This window comes from Streptomyces sp. AC555_RSS877, assembly GCF_019049245.1.
Classification (GTDB): Bacteria; Actinomycetota; Actinomycetes; order Streptomycetales; family Streptomycetaceae; genus Streptomyces.
Genome location: NZ_JAGMUK010000035.1, coordinates 1 through 20,394, shown reverse-complemented (window position 1 = coordinate 20,394; position 20,394 = coordinate 1). Strand labels below are relative to the sequence as shown.

13 protein-coding genes, 1 tRNA gene and 1 rRNA gene are annotated in these 20,394 nt (G+C 69.4%); 3 read left to right on the top strand and 12 right to left on the bottom strand.

The genetic code is table 11. The features are described from left to right. Positions 1-67: 67 nt before the first annotated feature. Positions 68-904, top strand: a complete 837-nt coding sequence (locus KUM49_RS15885; protein WP_217237496.1) for an Fpg/Nei family DNA glycosylase — start codon at positions 68-70, stop codon at positions 902-904. 33 nt (positions 905-937) lie between these two features. Then, positions 938-1,702, top strand: a complete 765-nt coding sequence (locus tag KUM49_RS15880) for an SDR family NAD(P)-dependent oxidoreductase (RefSeq protein ID WP_217237495.1) — start codon at positions 938-940, stop codon at positions 1,700-1,702. Here KUM49_RS15880 and KUM49_RS48320 read toward each other — a convergent pair. From KUM49_RS48320 to KUM49_RS15840, 9 genes are all read right to left on the bottom strand, one after another. Beyond that, on the bottom strand, positions 1,650-1,928 hold the full coding sequence (locus tag KUM49_RS48320) for a hypothetical protein (RefSeq protein WP_254401330.1): 279 nt from the start codon (positions 1,926-1,928) through the stop codon (positions 1,650-1,652). The genes KUM49_RS15880 and KUM49_RS48320 overlap by 53 nt on opposite strands. Positions 1,929-2,360: 432 nt before the next feature. Further along, complete coding sequence (locus KUM49_RS15875) at positions 2,361-2,741, bottom strand: helix-turn-helix domain-containing protein (RefSeq protein ID WP_217237494.1); 381 nt, start codon at positions 2,739-2,741, stop codon at positions 2,361-2,363. Positions 2,742-2,850: 109 nt separating this feature from the next. Further along, positions 2,851-3,408 (bottom strand): CinA family protein, encoded by a 558-nt coding sequence (locus tag KUM49_RS15870; RefSeq protein WP_217237493.1) that lies wholly within the window; start codon positions 3,406-3,408, stop codon positions 2,851-2,853. After that, positions 3,405-4,223: a CDP-diacylglycerol--glycerol-3-phosphate 3-phosphatidyltransferase gene (gene pgsA, locus KUM49_RS15865; RefSeq protein ID WP_217237492.1), complete on the bottom strand. Its 819-nt coding sequence runs from the start codon at positions 4,221-4,223 to the stop codon at positions 3,405-3,407. Before pgsA ends, KUM49_RS15870 begins: the two co-directional genes overlap by 4 nt. Beyond that, a complete protein-coding gene (gene rimO / locus KUM49_RS15860; protein ID WP_217237491.1) occupies positions 4,220-5,692 on the bottom strand; it encodes a 30S ribosomal protein S12 methylthiotransferase RimO in 1,473 nt (490 codons plus the stop codon). The genes pgsA and rimO overlap by 4 nt, the downstream gene beginning before the upstream one ends. An 85-nt stretch (positions 5,693-5,777) precedes the next feature. Beyond that, positions 5,778-6,620, bottom strand: coding sequence for a helix-turn-helix domain-containing protein (locus KUM49_RS15855; RefSeq protein WP_217237490.1), 843 nt, complete (start codon positions 6,618-6,620; stop codon positions 5,778-5,780). 234 nt (positions 6,621-6,854) lie between these two features. Then, a complete protein-coding gene (locus KUM49_RS15850; protein ID WP_217237489.1) occupies positions 6,855-9,569 on the bottom strand; it encodes a DNA translocase FtsK in 2,715 nt (904 codons plus the stop codon). A 124-nt stretch (positions 9,570-9,693) separates the two neighbouring features. Next, a complete protein-coding gene (locus KUM49_RS15845) occupies positions 9,694-10,374 on the bottom strand; it encodes a two-component system response regulator (RefSeq protein WP_217237488.1) in 681 nt (226 codons plus the stop codon). Between the two features lie 318 nt (positions 10,375-10,692). After that, positions 10,693-16,179, bottom strand: coding sequence for a HAMP domain-containing protein (locus tag KUM49_RS15840; RefSeq protein WP_217237487.1), 5,487 nt, complete (start codon positions 16,177-16,179; stop codon positions 10,693-10,695). 375 nt (positions 16,180-16,554) lie between these two features. Here KUM49_RS15840 and KUM49_RS15835 point away from each other — a divergent pair, with 375 nt between their 5' ends. Continuing rightward, positions 16,555-19,308 carry a SpoIIE family protein phosphatase gene (locus KUM49_RS15835; protein WP_217237486.1) on the top strand — a complete coding sequence of 918 codons (2,754 nt, stop codon included), beginning with the start codon at positions 16,555-16,557 and terminating at the stop codon, positions 19,306-19,308. 57 nt (positions 19,309-19,365) lie between these two features. Here the strand turns inward: KUM49_RS15835 and KUM49_RS15830 are convergent. The 3 genes from KUM49_RS15830 to rrf all read right to left on the bottom strand — a co-directional run. Next, positions 19,366-19,441 (bottom strand) — tRNA-Thr (locus tag KUM49_RS15830). Positions 19,442-19,528: 87 nt separating this feature from the next. After that, entirely contained in the window at positions 19,529-20,191 is a 663-nt protein-coding gene (locus KUM49_RS15825) for a DegT/DnrJ/EryC1/StrS family aminotransferase (RefSeq protein ID WP_217237497.1), read from the bottom strand. A 114-nt stretch (positions 20,192-20,305) separates the two neighbouring features. Beyond that, positions 20,306-20,394, bottom strand: a 5S ribosomal RNA gene (gene rrf / locus KUM49_RS15820); the annotation flags it as partial.

Here is a 20,394-nt window from a genome sequence, read left to right as displayed (position 1 = left end):
CACCAGACCGCTCACCCCCGCACCAGACCCCCCTCCCCCCGACCCCACCCCATGCCACCCTTGACCCATGCCCGAAGGAGACACGGTCTGGCAAGCCGCGAAACGGCTGCACGGCGCCCTCGCCGGCAAGGTGCTCACCCGCAGCGACCTCCGCGTGCCCAAGTTCGCCACGGCCGACCTCACGGGCCGCACCGTCCTGGAGGTCGCCCCGCGCGGCAAACACCTCCTGACGCGCATCGAGGGTGGCCTCACCCTCCACTCGCACCTGCGTATGGACGGCACCTGGAAGGTGTACGCCAACGCCCAGCGCTGGACCGGCGGCCCGACGCACCAGATCCGCGTGATCCTGGGCACCTTGGACCGAACAGCTGTCGGCTACCGCCTCCCCGTACTCGAACTCCTGCGCACACCCGACGAACACCGCGCCGTCGGCCACCTCGGCCCCGACCTCCTGGGCGCTGACTGGAACCCGGACCAGGCCCTGGCCAACCTGCTCGCCGACCCCGCCCGCCCCCTGGGCGAGGCCCTGCTCGACCAGCGCAACCTCGCCGGCATCGGCAATGTCTACAAGAGCGAGCTCTGCTTCCTCCTCGGCGTCACCCCCTGGCTGCCCGTCGGCGCCCTCCCCGCCGCCCGCGCCGCACAACTGCCGGCGTTGGCCAAGAAGCTCCTGGAGGCCAACCGCGACCGCCCGATCCGCACCACGACAGGACGCAGAGGCCAGGACCTGTTCGTGTACGGCCGCGCACCCCGCCCCTGCCTCCGCTGCCACACCCCCGTCCGGGTGGCCGACCAGGGCGACGGCTCCCGCGAGCGCCCCACGTACTGGTGCCCGACCTGCCAGCCAGGGCCCGCCCCGACCACCACCGCGTACCGCGGAACACAGCGCCGTAGGATCAATTGACGATCCGTCAGAAACCCTCGTACCGTCCCCTGCATGCCCCTCAAGGCGTACGACCTCACCGACCGCACCGCATTCGTCACCGGCGCCGCCAGTGGCATAGGCCGCGCCTCGGCCCTGCTGCTCGCCGCGGCCGGCGCCACCGTGCACTGCGCGGACCTGGACGCACCGGGCCTCGACGAGACCGCGAGAGCCATCAAGGGCACCGGCGGCACGCCCCACATCCACCACCTCGACGTCACCGACCGCGAACAGCTCCACGAGGCCGTCGCCTCCTGCGAGCAGCTGGACGTGATGGCCGCCGTCGCCGGCATCATGCACAGCAGCCCGGTCCTGGAGACCCGCGACGAGGACCTCGACCGGGTGCTGAACGTCAACTTCAAGGGTGTCCTGTACGCGTGCCAGGAGGCGGCTCGCCTGATGCTCGCCCGGCACACCAGGGGCAGCATCGTCACGATGGCTTCTGGCGCCGTGGACACCGGCGGCCCCGGCCTGCTCTGCTACGGCGCGGCCAAGGCGGCCGTCGTCCAGCTGACGAAGACACTCGCGACCGAGGTCGGCCGGCACGGCATCCGGGTCAACGCGGTAGCGCCGGGCTGGATCCGCACTCCCATGACCGACCGGCGCGACACGGAAGCGCAGGAGCGCACCGAATCGCTCATGGCCCGGATGTCACCACTGGGCCGGGTGGGCGAACCGGAGGACGTCGCCCAGGCGGTGCTCTACCTGGCCTCCGACGCCTCGTCCTTCACAACGGGCCAGATCCTGCGTCCGAACGGCGGTGTGGCCATGCCGTGGTAGACCGCCCCACCCGCCAGGCCGCCGCCCACCGCCCCGAAACCACGGCCCCCGCAGCCCGGTCCTTGGGCACACAGTGCACCGGCAGAAGACTCAGTCCCCATCCTCCGGCCGCGACCGCCCCCTCCAGCACCCCCGCGTCCGGCGCCAGCGCGAGCCGCAGCACGGCCCACCACCACAGCGCCCCGAGCCCGAGACCCGCCCCCCAGCGCACTATCGGCCCCGCCATGGACGTCACCTCCAGCCCGACCAGTCCCGACGCCAGGCCGCCGTCTCACCCCCGGGAAGGGCGCATCGGCGGCACACAGGAGCACCGCCCGTCACTCGATCCCGGCCAGGCACAACCCAGCTCCACCATGACCGCCGGGGACCCCACCGGCAAACGGACCCGAGGCAGCGAACCCCAGCACCACAAGAGGCCCCGGACCCGAACGGACCCAGGACCGGAACGGGCCCCCGCCGTGTCTCCGCGCCCCCACCCCCGGCCCCGCGCCGCCAAGCGCCGCCCGGACCCGCACCACGCGAAAAACCCCGACCGCTCTCCTCCAGGTCTCCCCGGAAAAGCCCCGGCCGGGGCCTCACACACTTCCTCAGCGCAGTCGCACGTCGTTCACGTCGTACGCGCTCAGCGCACGTCCGCGCAGGCACACTCGCGTGAGTGTCACGCGGCGACCACGTTCACCGCTTCGGCGGGCGCCTTGATCGTCACCCGTTCCGGTGGCACACCGGCCACCGAGACGGAACCCAGCATCGGGCGAACCGGCGTCGGCACAGGTTCGCTGGGGGTGGCCGCAGCAGACTGGGCCAGCTCGGCGAGGGCGAGCTCGTCGCTCACTTCCCGCATGAGCTCGGACATCCGTACGTCCAACGCGTCGCAGATGGCGGAGAGCAGCTCGGAGGAAGCCTCCTTCTGCCCCCGCTCCACCTCGGAGAGATAGCCGAGTGAGACTCGGGCGGACGAGGAGACTTCGCGCAGAGTACGGCCCTGGCGCTGGCGCTGCCGACGCAGCACGTCACCCAGCAGGCGACGGAGCAGAATCATCGGTGGCTCCCTCCTCGGACCGCGTAGCCGCATCCTTCACGCCCCACCGTACCGCCTTGCGCCGCGGCCGTGCGGGGAGCGATGTCGTGTTCACTCAGGGCTGCAAACATCAAAACCCCCCGTTCCGTTCCGTATCCTGTGCCCGTTCATTCCCGGTCTGTTGGCTCGCAAGCCCCTCCAGGAGCAGTGCGAGTACGCTCCGTACACTCTCCATACGAATTTCCGCACGGTCGCCGTTCAACCGCAGTGCGGCCACTTTCCCGCCATCAATGCCGACGGAAGACGCCGCCAGGGGGCCGTCGACGGCCACGAAAACCGTCCCGACGGGTTGGCCGTCCTGCGGCTCCGGACCGGCGACTCCGGTGGTCGCGATGCCCCAGTCGGCGCCGAGCGCCTTGCGCACTCCAGCCGCCATCAGACCCGCGACCTGCGGATCCACCGCGCCTCGCGCCGCCAGCAAAGCGGCGTCTACGCCCAGCAGTTCATGCTTCAGGTCGGTGGCGTAGGCGGTCACCGACCCTCGGAAGGCCTTGGAGGCCCCGGGGACGGCTGTGATTTCCGCCGCTACCAGTCCGCCGGTGAGCGACTCGGCGACGGCGAGCGTCTCACCCTTCACCGTGAGTAGTCGTACCACTTCTACGGCCGCGTCCGCGGCCGGGGAACTCACGCTTCCGTCTCCTCCAACGCCGCCTTGCGCTCGGCGATTCCCTGCCGGCGCAGCACAATGGCCTGTCTCACATAGTCCAGCCCGGTCACCACGGTCAGCACGACCGCCGCCGCCATCACCCAGAACCTCAGGGTGGCCAGCCATCCCGTCAGCGCCAGGACGTACATCCCCACCGCCACACCCTGCGTGAGGGTCTTCACCTTGCCGCCGCGGCTCGCGGGAATGACGCCGTACCGGATGACCAGAAAACGCAGCAGCGTGATCCCGAGTTCCCGGCCGAGGATGACGCCCGTCACCCACCACGGCAGGTCGCCGAGTGCGGACAGGCAGACCAGCGCCGCCCCCATGATCGCCTTGTCGGCGATGGGGTCGGCGATCTTTCCGAAGTCGGTGACGAGGTCGTACGTGCGGGCCAGATGCCCGTCGAACAGGTCGGTGATCATGGCGACGGCGAACGCCGCCCAGGCGAACGAGCGCCACGCCGGGTCGTAACCGCCGTCGGCGAGCATCAGCGCGACGAAGCCGGGCACGAGGAGCAGCCGCAGCATGGTCAGCAGATTGGCGATGTTCCAGACACTGGCCTGGTTGACCGCGGCGGCCGCCAGCTTCCCGCCACGCGCGGTCTTGGAACCGGGATCAGCATCCGAGGCAGACGAGGCCGACGAGGCGGCGGAAGCAGCAGTGGCGGCCGAAACACCGGCGACGGCACCGGACACCGATGCGGACGCAGATGTGGCACCTGAAGCCGCCGTGCCCGCGGCCGCGCCCTTCGCGGCGGCGGAGCCACCCGCAGCGGACGCCGGGACTCCGGTCATCTGCCCGCCTCCTCACTACACGCGAGCGAGCCCTGCAGCGGCTCGGCCACCAGGTCGACACCTTCCGTGCCGACCACCTTCGCCTCGACGATACGACCGACGCTCAGACCCTCGCCGCTCGTGAGCAGCACTTGGCCGTCGGTCTCGGGCGCCTGGTGCTCTCCACGGCCGTACACACCCTCGACGGGGTCCACCGACTCCACGAGTACGTGGACTGTCTCGCCCACCCGCTCCTCGGCCCGCTGCGAGACGAGTTCCTCCGCCAGCCGGGAGACCCGGGCAAGCCGCTCGGCGACGACGTCGACATCGAGCTTGTTCTCGTACGTCGCCGCTTCGGTGCCATCCTCGTCGGAATACCCGAAGACGCCGATGGCGTCCAGCCTCGCGCCGTTCAGGAAGCGCTCCAGCTCGGCCAGGTCGGCCTCGCTCTCGCCCGGGAACCCCACGATGAAGTTGGAGCGCACACCCGCCTGGGGTGCCTTGCTCCGGATGGTGTCGAGCAGCTCCAGGAAGCGGTCGGTGTCGCCGAAGCGGCGCATCGCGCGCAGCACGTCGGGCGCGGAGTGCTGGAAGGACAGGTCGAAGTAGGGCACGACCTTGGGCGTGGAGGTCAGCACGTCGATCAGCCCGGGCCGCATCTCGGCCGGCTGGAGGTAGCTGACGCGCACCCGCTCGATGCCGTCGACCTCGGCGAGTTCGGGCAGCAGGGACTCCAGGAGGCGGATGTCGCCCAGGTCCTTGCCGTACGAGGTGTTGTTCTCGGAGACCAGCATGATCTCCTTGACGCCCTGCTCGCCCAGCCACCGCGTCTCGTTCAGCACGTCGCTGGGGCGGCGCGAGATGAAGGAGCCGCGGAAGGACGGGATGGCGCAGAAGGAGCAGCGCCGGTCGCAGCCGGAGGCGAGCTTCACCGAGGCGACCGGAGAGCCGTCGAGGCGGCGACGCAGGGGCGCACGGGGGCCGGAAGCCGGAGCGAGGCCCTCCGGCAGGTCGGACGCGGCGCCGTGCCCGGGCAGCGCGACGTCGGAGACCGACTGCCGCTCGGCGGGGCTGATCGGCAGCAGCTTGCGACGGTCGCGCGGGGTGTGGGAGGCGTGGATTCCGCCGTTCAGGATGGTCTGCAGCCGGTCGGAGATGTCGGCGTAGTCGTCGAAGCCGAGCACACCGTCGGCCTCGGGCAGAGCCTCGGCGAGGTCCTTGCCGTACCGCTCAGCCATGCAGCCCACCGCCACGACGGCCTGGGTTCTGCCGTGCCCCTTGAGGTCGTTGGCCTCCAGGAGGGCGTCGACGGAGTCCTTCTTGGCGGCGTCGACGAAGCCGCACGTGTTGACGACGGCGACGTCAGCGTCCGAGGCGTCCTCCACGAGGGCCCAGCCGTCCGCCTCCAAGCGGCCTGCGAGCTCCTCCGAGTCCACCTCGTTACGGGCGCAGCCAAGAGTGACGAGTGCGACGGTACGGCGTTCAGGCATGGGCTCAAGACTACTTCGTCCCACTGACACCCCACGTCGACGGGGTTGGCCGATCTTGGCCAACCCCGTCCGTACCCGCCCGGCCCTATCCGACCTGGGGGTCACCCTTCGTATACGTGAGCCGCTCCACGGCCCCCGGCTGCCAGTCGTCGTCGATCTTCTTGCCGTTCACATACAGCTGGATCGCCCCGGCGTCACCGAGGACGAGGTTGACCTTCTGGCTGTCCTGGAAGGTCTTGGACTCGCCCTGCTTGAGCAGTCCGTCGAACAGGATCCGCCCATTGTGGTCCTTGGCGGAGATCCAGCTCTTTCCGTCGGCGGCGCTGACCTGGACGGTCACCTTGTCCTGGGGCGCGGCGGCGATGGCACTGTCCGAGGGCTCCGGCTTCGTGTCCTCGGGCTTGTCGTTCTTCGGCGTGGGCGAGGCGGTCTTGCCGGTCGCCGGCTTGGAGCCCTCGGCGACCTGTGCGGTCGCGCCTCCGTCGTCGCCACCGCCCTTGAACGCGGTGAACCCGACGAAGCCGATCACCGCGACGATCGCGGCGACCATGGCCGCGGTCCAGTTGGGCCCGCGCCGCTCGGGACGGATGCGTTCCGCCTCGAACAGCGGAGCCGCCGGGGTCGGCGCCGGACGCCCGCCGTGATCGTCGTCGTACTGGGCGAGCAGCGGGACGGGATCGATACGGACGGCCTTGGCCAGGGTCCGGATGTGCCCGCGGGCGTAGACGTCGCCGCCACAGGAAGCGAAGTCGTCCGCCTCGATGGCGTGCACGATGGCGATACGGACCCGGGTGGCGGAACTGACGTCGTCGACGGTCAGTCCGGCCGCGATACGCGCCTGCTGGAGGGCACGACCGATCGAGGGGCGGGCTTCCTCACGGTCGTCTTCGAACGGACGCTCGTCTTCAGGGGAGTTGCCGAGGGACACGGGGGCGCCTTTCGAGCGTTTTAGCCGCCTGTGCTGGAGGTTCAGTCTAGGGGGGGTAAGAAAGGGTGGGGCAACCGGGCGGTGGCACTTTGTACGCCATCGGAATGGCCCGACACGCCGATGGCGAGGCTGCAGCTTTTCGCTTCCCTCAACTTGACGTACGCCGAAGGGAAACGGTTGCTCAATGATCCCTTACGAGTGAGTCACGATCGACCAGGCGCCTTGGGACTCCCTTTAAGCCTCCCCGCGGATCACCGCGAGCACTCCGTCCAGCTCGTCAGCCTTCACAAGAACGTCACGAGCCTTCGAGCCCTCGCTCGGCCCGACGATCCCCCGGGACTCCATGAGGTCCATGAGCCGCCCCGCCTTCGCGAAGCCGACCCGCAGCTTCCGCTGCAGCATCGAGGTCGACCCGAACTGCGTGGAGACGACCAGCTCGGCCGCCTGACACAGCAGGTCGAGGTCGTCGCCGATCTCCTCGTCGATCTCCTTCTTCTGCTTGGTGCCCACGGTGACGTCGTCCCGGAAGACCGGCGCCATCTGGTCCTTGCAGTGCTGGACGACCGCCGAGACCTCGTCCTCGGTCACGAAGGCGCCCTGCATACGGGTGGGCTTGTTCGCTCCCATCGGCAGGAACAGCCCGTCACCCTTGCCGATGAGCTTCTCGGCGCCGGGCTGGTCGAGGATGACCCGCGAGTCGGCGAGCGAGGAGGTGGCGAACGCGAGCCTCGAAGGCACGTTCGCCTTGATCAGACCGGTGACGACGTCGACCGACGGACGCTGCGTGGCGAGCACCAGATGGATGCCGGCCGCGCGCGCGAGCTGCGTGATCCGCACGATCGAGTCCTCGACGTCGCGCGGGGCGACCATCATCAGGTCGGCGAGCTCGTCCACGATCACCAGCAGGTACGGATACGGCTGGAGCTCCCGCTCACTGCCCTCCGGCGACTTCGCCTTGCCGTTGCGTACGGCTTCGTTGAAGTCGTCGATGTGCCGGTAGCCGTACGCCGCCAGGTCGTCGTACCGCAGGTCCATCTCCCGTACGACCCACTGGAGCGCCTCGGCGGCCCGCTTCGGGTTGGTGATGATCGGGGTGATCAGGTGCGGGATCCCCTCGTACGCGGTGAGCTCGACGCGCTTGGGGTCGACGAGGACCATGCGGACGTCCTCGGGGGTCGCCCGGACCATGACCGACGTGATCAGGCAGTTGATGCACGACGACTTACCGGAACCAGTGGCTCCGGCGACCAGCACGTGCGGCATCTTCGCGAGATTGGCCATCACATAGCCGCCCTCGACGTCCTTGCCGAGCGCCACCAGCATCGGGTGGTCGTCCTCGGCCGCCGCCGCGAGCCGCAGGACGTCACCGAGGTTGACCATCTCCCGGTCGGTGTTCGGGATCTCGATGCCGACCGCCGACTTGCCGGGGATCGGGCTGATGATCCGTACGTCCGGACTGGCGACGGCGTACGCGATGTTCTTGGTCAGCGCAGTGATCCGCTCGACCTTGACGGCGGGCCCGAGCTCGACCTCGTACCGCGTGACCGTCGGCCCGCGCGTGAAGCCGGTGACGGCGGCGTCGACCTTGAACTCGGAGAAGACGGTCGTGAGCGAGGCGACGACCGCGTCGTTCGCGGCGCTGCGGGTCTTGCCGGGCCCGCCGCGCGTGAGGAGGTCGAGCGAGGGCAGCGCATAGGTGACGTCGCCGGACAGCTGCAGCTGCTCCGCGCGTGCCGGCAGGTCCCGGGGTACCTCGGGCGCCGCCTTGGTGAGGTCCGCGACCCCTGTGTCGAGCTTCTTCTGCCTGGGCCGCGCGGCCGGAGCCGGCACGGGAGCCGGCGTCGGTGTCGGTGTCGTCTCCTCGCGCTCCCCCACGCTCACACCGTGGGTGAGGTCGGCGACGATCGGCGAGGGCGGCATGCCGTGCATCACGGCACCGTCGAGCGCGGCAGCGGCCGCCGCGGCGACGTCCACCGCGTCCAGGGGACGGTCCAGGTCGGGCTGCGGCACCGCGGAGCGCCGGGGGCGGCCACGACGCCGCGTAAGGGCCTCCTGCTCCGCTCCGTCGGGGTCGTACGCCACAGGGGCCGGGCCGCGCTTGCGGGTCCGCGCGGGCAGCGCCTCGCGCCACTGGTCGTCGTAGCGCTCGTCGTCCTCGCCGAACTCGTCCTCGGCGGGGTCGTGCACGATTCCCAGCCGCACCCCGAGCAGCCGCAACCGCTGCGGGATGGCGTTGACCGGGGTGGCCGTGACGACCAGCAGCCCGAAGACCGTCAGCAGCACGAGCAGCGGTACGGCGAGGACGTCGCCCATGGTGTACGTCAGCGGGGTCGCCGCTCCCCAGCCGATGAGACCGCCGGCGTCCCTTATCGCCTGCATGCCGTCACCGCGGGCGGGCGAGCCGCAGGCGATGTGGACCTGGCCGAGCACACCGATGGCGAGCGCGGACAGACCGATCACGATGCGGCCGTTGGCCTCGGGCTGCTCGGGGTGCCGGATGAACCGTACGGCGATGACCGCGAGCAGTATCGGCACGAGCAGGTCCAGCCGGCCGAAGGCGCCGGTCACCAGCATCTCCACGAGGTCGCCGACCGGACCGCGCAGGTTCGACCAGGTACCGGCGGCGACGATCAGCCCGAGGCCGAGCAGCAGCAGGCCGACGCCGTCCTTGCGGTGGGCCGGGTCGAGGTTCTTCGCGCCCTGCCCTATTCCGCGGAACACCGCGCCGACGGCGTGCGCGACGCCGAGCCACAGGGCTCGCACGAGCCGGTAGATGCCCCCGGTCGGGCTGGGCGCCGGCTTCGGTGGCGCGGCTCTCTTCGCCGCGGCCTTCTTGGCGGGCGCCTTTTTGGCAGGGGCCTTTTTCGCAGCGGCCTTCTTCACCGGAGCCTTCGCCGGAGCGGCCGCCTTCTTGGCGGGCTTCTTGGCTGCGGAGGGACGTGAGGCCATAGGTGTGAGGTTACCGGTGGAGACGGCAGTGGACACGTGTGCCCGATGCTTCACCCGTTCGTGTCGCCCTGCAGAGGGCGCTGAACTGACGCAGGCTCACGCGCAACGGCGCCCGCGGCAAGGGTCAGTTCTGCGACGGCACCGAGGGCGAACTCCCCGTGCCCGGCTCCAGCGCGTCCAGCGCCCGCCGCAAACCCGTGAGTTTGCGTTCGAGATGAGCCGCGGTGGCCACAGCGGCCGCGTCCGCGGACTCGTCGTCCAGCTGCTTCGACAGCGCCTCGGCCTGCTCCTCCACCGCCGCCAGCCGCGCCGACAGCTCGGCGAGCAGCCCCGCAGGCTCCTTCGCCTCCCCCGCCGCAGCCTTGCCGCCGCCCTCCAACTGGAGCCGCAGCAACGCCGCCTGCTCCCTCAGCTGACAGTTCTTCATGTACAGCTCGACGAAGACGGAGACCTTGGCGCGCAGCACCCAGGGGTCGAACGGCTTGGAGATGTAGTCGACCGCGCCCGCCGCGTACCCACGGAAGGTGTGGTGCGGTCCGTGGTTGATCGCGGTGAGGAAGATGATCGGGATGTCCCGGGTCCGTTCTCGGCGCTTGATGTGCGCGGCCGTTTCGAATCCGTCCATGCCCGGCATCTGGACGTCCAGCAGAATGACCGCGAAGTCGTCCGTCAGCAGCGCCTTGAGCGCTTCCTCCCCGGACGATGCCCGCACCAGTGTCTGATCGAGCGCGGAGAGGATGACCTCCAGCGCGAGCAGATTCTCCGGCCGGTCATCGACCAGGAGGATCTTGGCCTTCTGCACCATGGCCCGCCCTCCTCGCCCCGGCGTGGGGCCTCCCCTGTCCGCAGGACTTGGGGTGACGCCGACCGGCGCCGCCCCAGGGGACGACTCCCTTGCGCCGCCCGTCCTTGTGCCGGTCATCGTAGCCGCACCCCGCCCGTCGCCACACCCTGTCACCGTGATGTCACTGTGCACGTAGCAGAAACGCGGCGGGAGACCAGAAGGTTCCCCGAATCCCGTACTTCTACACGGCTGCCGCCACCCAGAGTCAACGACTGCGCGCCCTCACCGAAGCTTCCCGCCACATCCACACGAAGCCCACGCAAAGCCCGACGGATCCCGTCACTCGCCACGCATCCACTGGTCCATCACCGTCAGCAGGTGATCGGGGTCGACCGGCTTGGTGACGTAGTCGGAGGCGCCCGACTCGATCGCCTTCTCCCGGTCGCCCTTCATCGCCTTCGCGGTCAGCGCGATGATCGGCAGCCCGGCGAACTGCGGCATCCTGCGGATCGCCGTCGTCGTCGCATAGCCGTCCATCTCGGGCATCATGATGTCCATCAGGACGACCGCCACGTCTTCGTGCTGCTCCAGGACCTCGATGCCCTCGCGGCCGTTCTCGGCGTACAGCACGGACAGCCCGTGCTGTTCGAGGACGCTGGTCAGCGCGAAGACGTTGCGGATGTCGTCGTCGACGATCAGCACCTTCTCCCCGCCGAACCGGATGCCGCGACGCGACTTCGGAGCCGTCTGCGGCTCCGCCGCCACGGGCCACTGCTCCTGCTGCGCGAGACGCTGCTCGATCTCCGGCACGGGCCGCCTGCGGCGCCTGAAGAGCGCCGCGGCACCGTTCTGCGTCTCCCGGTACGACCTCACCTCGGCCGGCGTCTCGGCCTCCGCATCGGACAGCTCGGCCGGCTCGTGCCGCCCCGAGGACGTCACCAGGTCACCGGCCTCCAGGGCGGGGGGTGCGAGCTGCTGATAGCCCTGCGGCGGCAGTTCGCTCGGGTGCAGCGGCAAATACAGCGTGAACGTCGATCCACGCCCGGGTTCGCTCTGCGCGTGGATCTCACCGCCCAGCAACTGCGCGATCTCCCTCGAGATCGACAGCCCGAGCCCCGTACCGCCGTACTTGCGACTCGTCGTACCGTCCGCCTGCTTGAACGCCTCGAAGATCACCCGCATCTTGCTGGCCGCGATCCCGATCCCCGTGTCCGTCACGGAGAACGCGATCAGGTTGGCATCCACGTCACGCAGCGAGCCCGCCTCCAGGAGCTGCTCCCGGATCGCCATCGGCACATCCCGGCCCGCGGGCCGGATGACCAGCTCGACGGCTCCCGAGTCGGTGAACTTCACCGCGTTGGACAGCAGGTTGCGCAGTACCTGAAGGAGCCGCTGTTCGTCGGTGTGCAGTGTGGCCGGCAGCTCCGGCGACACCCGTACGGACAGGTCCAGGCCCTTCTCCGCGGTCAGGGGCCGGAAGGTGGCCTCCACGTAGTCGACGAGCTGGACGAGCGCGATGCGCGTCGGGGAGACGTCCATCTTCCCCGCCTCGACCTTCGACAGGTCGAGGATGTCGTTGATCAGCTGGAGCAGGTCGGAGCCGGCCCCGTGGATCGTCTCGGCGAACTCGACCTGCTTCGGCGAGAGGTTCCCCTCCGCGTTGTCGGCGAGCAGCTTGGCCAGGATCAGCAGCGAGTTGAGCGGCGTACGCAGCTCGTGCGACATGTTGGCGAGGAACTCGCTCTTGTAGCGCATCGACACGGCGAGCTGCTCGGCACGCTCCTCCAGGACCTGGCGCGCCTCCTCGATCTCGGTGTTCTTCACCTCGATGTCGCGGTTCTGCTGGGCCAGCAGCTCCGCCTTCTCCTCGAGTTCGGCGTTGGACGCCTGGAGGGCCTTCTGCCGGTTCTCCAACTCGGCCGACCGCTCGCGCAGTTGCTCGGTCAGCTCCTGCGACTGCTTCAGCAGCACCTCCGTCTTGGTGTTGACGGAGATGGTGTTGACGCTCGTCGCGATCATCTCGGCGATCTGGTTGAGGAAGTCCTTCTGGATGTGCGTAAAGGGAGTGAAGGAGGCCAGCTCGATGACACCGAGCACCTTGCCCTCGAACAGCACCGGGAGGACGATCACTTGCGCGGGCGGCGCCTCTCCGAGGCCGGAGGAGATCTTGAGATAGCCGCTGGGCGCGTTCTCCACGAGGATCGTGCGCTTCTCCTCCGCGGCCGTCCCGATCAGCGCCTCACCCGGCCTGAACGACGTCGGCATGGAGCCCATCGAGTAGCCGTACGACCCGAGCATCCGCAGCTCGTACTGGTCCTCCGCCTCGGCGCTCAGGTCCTTGCCGTCGAGGAGCGGCATGGCGACGAAGAACGCGCCGTGCTGCGCGCTCACCACCGGCGTCAGCTCGCTCATGATCAGCGAGGCCACGTCGGCCAGGTCCCGGCGGCCCTGCATCAGCGCGGAGATACGGGCCAGGTTGCCCTTGAGCCAGTCCTGCTCCTTGTTGGCGATCGTGGTGTCGCGCAGGTTGGCGATCATCTTGTTGATGTAGTCCTGGAGCTCCTGGATCTCCCCGGACGCGTCCACGTCGATCTTCAGGTTCAGGTCACCACGGGTCACCGCGGTCGCCACGCGCGCGATGGCGCGCACCTGCCGGGTCAGGTTCCCGGCCATCTCGTTCACCGACTCGGTGAGGTCGCGCCAGGTTCCGTCGACGTCACGCACGCGTGCCTGACCGCCCAGCTGGCCCTCCGTGCCCACCTCGCGGGCGACCCGGGTGACCTCCTCGGCGAAGGACGACAGCTGGTCCACCATCGTGTTGATCGTCGTCTTGAGCTCGAGGATCTCTCCGCGCGCGTCGATGTCGATCTTCTTGGTCAGGTCGCCCTTGGCGATGGCCGTGGTCACCATGGCGATGTTGCGTACCTGACCGGTCAGGTTGGACGCCATCTGGTTCACCGACTCGGTGAGGTCCTTCCAGGTACCCGCCACACCCGGCACCCGCGCCTGACCGCCCAGGATGCCGTCCGTGCCCACCTCACGGGCCACCTTGGTGACCTGGTCGGCGAACGAACTCAGCGTCTTCACCATGGTGTTGAAGGTGTCCGCGAGCTGCGCGACCTCGCCGCGCGCCTCGATGGTCACCGTCCGCGTCAGGTCACCGTTGGCGACCGCCGACGCGACCTGGGAGATGTTGCGCACCTGCACGGTCAGGTTGTTGGCCATCAGGTTGACGTTGTCGCTCAGGTCCTTCCAGATGCCCACGACGCCGGGGACATGCGCCTGGCCGCCCAGGATGCCCTCGGTGCCCACCTCGCGGGCCACCCGGGTCACCTGCTCGGCGAAGGACGACAGCTGGTCCACCATCGTGTTCACGGTGCTGACGAGCTCGAGGATCTCACCCTTGGCGTCGACGGTGATCTTCTTCGACAGGTCGCCCTTGGCGACCGCGGTCGTGACCTCGGCGATCTGGCGCACCTGGATGGTCAGGTTGTTCGCCATGAAGTTCACCGACTGCGTGAGGTCCTTCCAGGTGCCGGAGACGCCCTGCACCTCGGCCTGACCGCCGAGGATGCCCTCCGTACCCACCTCGCGGGCCACCCGGGTGACCTCCTCGGCGAACGACGACAGCTGGTCCACCATCGTGTTCAGGGTGTTCTTCAGCTCCAGGATCTCGCCGCGCGCGTCCACGGTGATCTTCTGGGAGAGGTCACCACGGGCCACCGCGGTGGCGACCTGCGCGATGTTGCGCACCTGGGCGGTGAGGTTGCCCGCCATGCCGTTCACGGAGTCGGTCAGGTCCCGCCACACACCGGCGACGCCGGGCACCTGTGCCTGACCGCCGAGCCGGCCCTCGGTACCCACCTCGCGGGCGACGCGCGTCACCTGGTCGGCGAAGGCCGACAGCTGGTCGACCATCGTGTTGATGGTGTTCTTCAGCTCCAGGATCTCGCCGCGCGCGTCGACGTCGATCTTCTGGGACAGGTCACCCCGCGCCACCGCCGTCGTCACCTGGGCGATCTGCCGTACCTGCGAAGTGAGGTTGCCGCCCATGAAGTTGACGGAGTCGGTGAGCTCCTTCCAGGTGCCGGACACTCCCGGGACCACGGCCTGACCGCCCAGCCGACCCTCGGTGCCCACGTCGCGGGCCATCCGCGTCACCTGGTCGGCGAAGGCCGACAGCTGGTCCACCATCGTGTTCACGGTGTTCTTCAGCTGGAGCATCTCGCCGGAGACGTCGACGGTGACCTTCTGGGACAGGTCACCGTTGGCCACGGCCGTCGTCACCTGGGCGATGTTCCTCACCTGTCCGGTGAGATTCCGGAACGCGGTGTTGACGGAGTCGGTCAGGTCCTTCCACGTACCGGCGGCCCCGGGCACTTGCGCCTGCCCGCCCAGCTCACCCTCGACCCCGACCTCACGTGCCACACGCGTGACCTCGGCACCGAACGCCGACAGCTGGTCCACCATCCCGTTGACGGTGTTCTTCAGCTCCAGCATCTCGCCGGCCACGTCGACAGTGACCTTCTGCGAGAGGTCACCGTTGGCCACGGCCGTCGTCACGGCCGCGATGTCCCGCACCTGCGTGGTGAGGTTCCGGAAGACCGTGTTCACCGAATCGGTGAGGTCCTTCCACGTCCCCGCCGCACCCGGCACGTTCGCCTGCCCGCCGAGCTGTCCCTCGGCACCGACCTCGTTGGCCACGCGCGTGACCTCGTCCGCGAAAATCCGCAGCGTCTCGGTCATCTGGTTGATCGTGTCGGCCAGCTGCGCGACCTCGCCGCGCGCCGAGACCGTCACCTTCTGCGACAGGTCACCGCTGGCGACCGCGGTCGTCACCTGGGAGATGCCGCGCACCTGGGCCGTCAGGTTGCCGGCCATCAGGTTCACCGAATCGGTGAGGTCCTTCCACACCCCGGCCACGCCGGGCACCTGCGCCTGACCGCCCAGCTCACCCTCGACGCCCACCTCGCGTGCGACGCGCGTCACCTCGGAGGAGAACGACGACAGCTGATCCACCATCGTGTTGACGGTGTTCTTCAGCTCCAGCATCTCGCCTTCGACATGAACCGTGACCTTCCGGGACAGGTCACCCTTGGCGACCGCCGTCGTCACCAGCGCGATGTCCCGGACCTGGGCCGTCAGCCGGTAGGCCATCGTGTTGACGGACTCGGTCAGGTCCTTCCATGAACCCGACATACCGCGCACCCGGGCCTGACCGCCCAGCTTGCCCTCGGTACCCACCTCGCTGGCCACCCGCGTGACCTCGTCGGTGAAGGTCGACAGCTGGTCGACCAGGTTGTTGACAGTCCGCCCGACCTTCAGGAACTCCCCGCGCAGCGGATGCCCGGTCCCGTCCGGTGCCTGCGTCCGCAACTCCATACGCGGCGACAGATCACCCTCCGCCACCGCGGACAGCACCCGGCTGACCTCGGAGACAGGCCGTACGAGATCGTCGACCAGCGCGTTCGAAGCGTCGATGGCTGCCGCCCAGGAGCCCTCAGAGGCACCTGTTTCCAGCCGTTCCGTGAGCTTTCCCTCACGCCCCACCATGCGCCGGACGCGAGACAATTCACCCGTCAAATGGAGATTACGGTCGGCCACCTCATTGAAGACGGCCGCGATCTCCGACATCACGCCGTCGCCGGACACCGTGAGCCGCTTGCGGAAGTTTCCCTCGCGCATCGACACGAGAGCCGTCAGCAGTCTGTTCAGTGCGGCTGTGTCCACCGCGGTGGTCCCGTTGCGCGGTTTGCGCTGGTTGGTCGGGGACTGTCCGCCTTTCGCGCGCGTTTTAGTGCTCCGCGTCGCTGCGCCAGACTCCACTGTGTCCCTCCCGCAGGGGTCGACCGTTACTGCTGTGCTCAGGTATTACTGCCGGGCTTGCCGGTTACTGCTGCGTATCCATGCCCGCTCTGCCAGGTCGCACCCGGGCTGCTGCCCACGATGTGCAAGCCACACTCAGCCTGCCGGTACCTTCACCAGAAGCTTGCCCAGTGTTTCACCCCGGCCGAACCAGGCCATAACAGTTCGGCAGCTTCGCACATCGTCCGCACACCCTCCGGACGGAAACACTGCAGACCGGCATCCGCTCGGACGGGGAAGGTAAGTAACCTTGCATGCGGCTGTCCAGCCACGCCGGTCCGTCCGGCCTGGGCGGTGGCACGAGAACGAGCGGGCATCGGAGGGGCGGCCGCACACATGACCACCGGACTGATCCCTGGGGAACAGCCCCCGGACCCCAGGCCGAACAGTGACCTGCCGCATCAGCGGCACGAGCTTGCCGGCCAGGGAGCCCTGCACGTCGAGAACCGGTCGAGGAGTTCTGTGATCACCGCGCGCGCGGCCGCCTGCTTCGAGCCCGTCGGGCGGTCGGTCGCGAGCGCCCGCTCCTTCGTCCGCGACACCCTCCAGGGCTGGGGCTTCGCCGACATCGTCGACGACGCAGTGGTCCTCACCAGCGAACTGGTGACCAACGCCGTGGTGCACGCGGGCACCTCCGCGGACGTGCTGTGCCTGCGAAGCGACGACGGCGTACGGATCGAGGTCGCCGACCGCTATCCGGAGCGCGAGATCCCGCTCCAGGGCCAGGCCGTCAACATGGGCAGCCCCGACAGCGAGGGCGGCCGCGGCCTCCAGCTGTGCGCGGCACTGTCCGGCCGCTGGGGCGTGGAGTACACCCCCACGCACAAGCAGGTCTGGTTCCAACTCGACCTCCCCGAACGCCCGGTGGGCGCACGAGCAGCGGGACCGGCCCTCCCCGTCGACCTCCTCCCGCTCGCCGACGGCCGCGTCCGCGTCGCCGTTGTCCAGATCGACCGCACGGGCGCCCTCACCTCGTGGAACGAGGACGCCGAGGAACTCTTCGGCTACGCCGCCGAGCAGGTCATCGGCAAACCGCTGACCGACCTCGCCGCCTGGCCGCACACCCCGGGCACCGGCACCGGCATCGCGGAGGCCCTCCAGCTCTCCCGCTGGGAGGGCAGTTACGGCATCCGGGCCGCCAATGGCCGCGTCAGCTCCGTGTACGCCTCCCACCTCCGTGTCCGCGACACGGGCGGCGAGCCCTCCACGGTCTGCCTCCTGGTCCGCGACCACGAACGGGCCGTCCTGCAGACGCCGTTGCGCGTCCCCGCCTCCGACACCGGATCCGCGTCCGACGGCCATGGCACCGACCCCTTCGAGGTGTTCATCGGCTCCCCGGCCCCGGACGACCTCGACGGACTCCTCCAGCGCACGGTCGAACGCGCTCGCGACATGCTCGACGGCGACTCCGCCTTCCTCCTCCTCGCGACCGACGACGAGACGGAGCTGGAGGTGCGCGCCTCTACCGGCCTGCCCTCCGCCCGCCAGCGCTTCGCCCGCGTCCCCGTCGAAGCCGGCCCCGGCCGCTACGGCTCGGCCCGCATGCCGGCCGTCCACGACGACCTCACGGCCGTACCGGGCGCCGTACCGCTGCTGAGCGGCACCGGCATGCGCTCGGTCGTCACGGTCCCCCTGAAGGTCGAGGGGCGCCTCACTGGCTCACTCGGCGTCGCCGCCGAATCCCCCGGCAGATACTCGAACGAAGAGGCACTGCGCCTCCAATTCGCGGCCGACCGCATCGCGTTGGCGGTCGAGTCCGCCCGCCTCGGTGAACTCGAACGCCTGCGCCGAGGCTCCTTGAGCTTCCTCGTCGAGGCCTCCGACCTCCTCGCCGGCACCCTGGACCGCGACCAGACGCTGGCCCTGATGGCCCAGATGACGGTCCCGACGCTGGCCACCTGGTGCGCGGTCTACACGATCGCCGACCAAGCCTCCGAGCCGTATCTGTCGTACGTCCTGCACGAGGACGAGGAACTGATCGACGGCATCAAGTCCCTGCTGTCGAAGGTCCCCCCGCCCGACCCGGTCCCCACTCCCGGCGCCCGTGTCTGGTCGGCCCCCGGCGCGGCTGCCCACCAGGCGGCCCTGCGCAGCTCCATGCGCAGCCTCGGCATGAGCGGCGGCCCGCCGCAGCAGGTCACCTCGGGCATCGGCCCCACCCTCGCCACGGCCTCCGCCGTCGGCGGCGAAACCGTGGTGCTCCCCCTGGTGGCCCGCAACCGAGTCATCGGCATGCTCACCCTCGGCAAGCCCACGGACGAACACTTCCGCCAGGAAATCCTGGAACTGGCCGAGGACTTGTCCCGCCGGGCCGCCCTCGCCCTCGACAACGCCCGCCTCTACTCCGAGCGCACGGCCATCAGCCAGTCCCTCCAGCGCAGCCTCCTGCCGCCCGAGCTCCCCGAGATCGACGGCGTCGAGGTCGAGGTCATCTACCGCGCGGCCGGCGAGGGCAACGAGGTCGGCGGCGACTTCTACGACGTCTTCCCGATCCGCGACGGCGCGTACGGCTTCGCCATCGGCGACGTCTGCGGCACGGGCCCGAACGCGGCCGCGGTCACGGGCCTGGCCCGCCACGCCCTCCGGCTCCTGGCACGCGAAGGCCTCAGCGGACCCGCCGTCCTGGAGCGCCTGAACTCCGCCATCCTCGACGAGGGGGCCCGCAGCCGCTTCCTGACGCTCCTGTACGGCGAGTTGTGGCCCCAGGCGGACGGCAGCGCCCAACTGAAGGTGGTCTGCGCCGGCCACCCCCTCCCGCTCCGCCTGCGCCAGGACGGCACGGTCGAACCGGCGGCCGAACCCCAGCCGCTCCTCGGCGTCATGGAGGACCTGGAGCTCTACGAGCAGTCGGTCACGCTCGACCCGGGCGACGTTCTCCTCTGCGTCACCGACGGCGTCACGGAACGCCGCGAGGGCACCCGCATGCTGGGCGACGACGGCCTCGCCGACGTCCTCACGACCTGCACGGGCCTCACCGCAGGCGCGGTCGCCGCCCGCATCATGCGCGCGGTCGAACGCTTCGCCCAGGACGCCCCGTCCGACGACATGGCCATCCTCGCGATGCGAGTTCCCGGCCTCCACAAGGACTGACCGAATCGAAGAGGGCATGAGAAAGGCCCCCGCCCGGAAGGGCGAGGGCCTTTCTCATGGAGCCCCCAAACGGAATCGAACCGTTGACCTTCTCCTTACCATGGAGACGCTCTACCGACTGAGCTATAGGGGCCAGTCACCATTTCCGGGGGGTTCCCCGGCGGCAACGGAATAGATCATACCCCGAACAGACCCGTACTCCCAACCACCCTCACGGGCCTCAGAAGGCTGGCTGCAGCAGCCCTCCGAGGGCATTGCACGCACCCACGATCCGCTGCATGTCCCGCTTGGCCAACACGGCATCCACCGGCAGCGCCAGCGTCTCATCCGCGGCCCGCTCGGTTTCCGGCAGGGACACGCACCGACGGTACTCGGGCAGCCGATGCACAGGTGTCTTCACCGGCACGCGGCACTCAACCCCCCTGGCCCGCACGGCCCGAGCAAAGGCGTCCCGGTCCGGCCGCCCATTACCCGGCACCCGCACGACGTACTGCTGATAGGTGTGCCCGTCCCCACCGTCAGGCGTACGCACGCCCCTCAACTTCGTATCGAGATAGGCAGCCCGCTGCCTGCGCTGAGCGGTCTCGTCGTACGGCGCCTCGGACTCCCCCTCCTGGAGCACGAGCAGCCCATGCCGCTCCCCCACCCCGAGCAGCCGCACCATGTCAGCCGGCCGGCCAAAGCGGTGTACGACAACGACGGCCGCCGTCCGCGGAGTTACGGCCGCCTCGACAGCGGACGAGTCGAGGCAGTACGTGAGCGGATCTATGTCGGCGAACACCGGAAGCGCCCCGGCGAGGACCACGGCCTCGGCAACTTCCACGTTCCCGAAGGCCGGTACGACGACCTCGTCACCGACTCCGACGCCGGCGGCCCTGAGCATTGCAGCAGTACCCATGTCGGCGATCGTGGTAGCGCAACGTGAACTTCAAGTAACGCACAACAAAAAAGGGTTGGACCCTGAACCGAAGTTCAGGATCCAACCCTTTGAATGATTGTTCGGCGGCGTCCTACTCTCCCACAGGGTCCCCCCTGCAGTACCATCGGCGCTGTAAGGCTTAGCTTCCGGGTTCGGAATGTAACCGG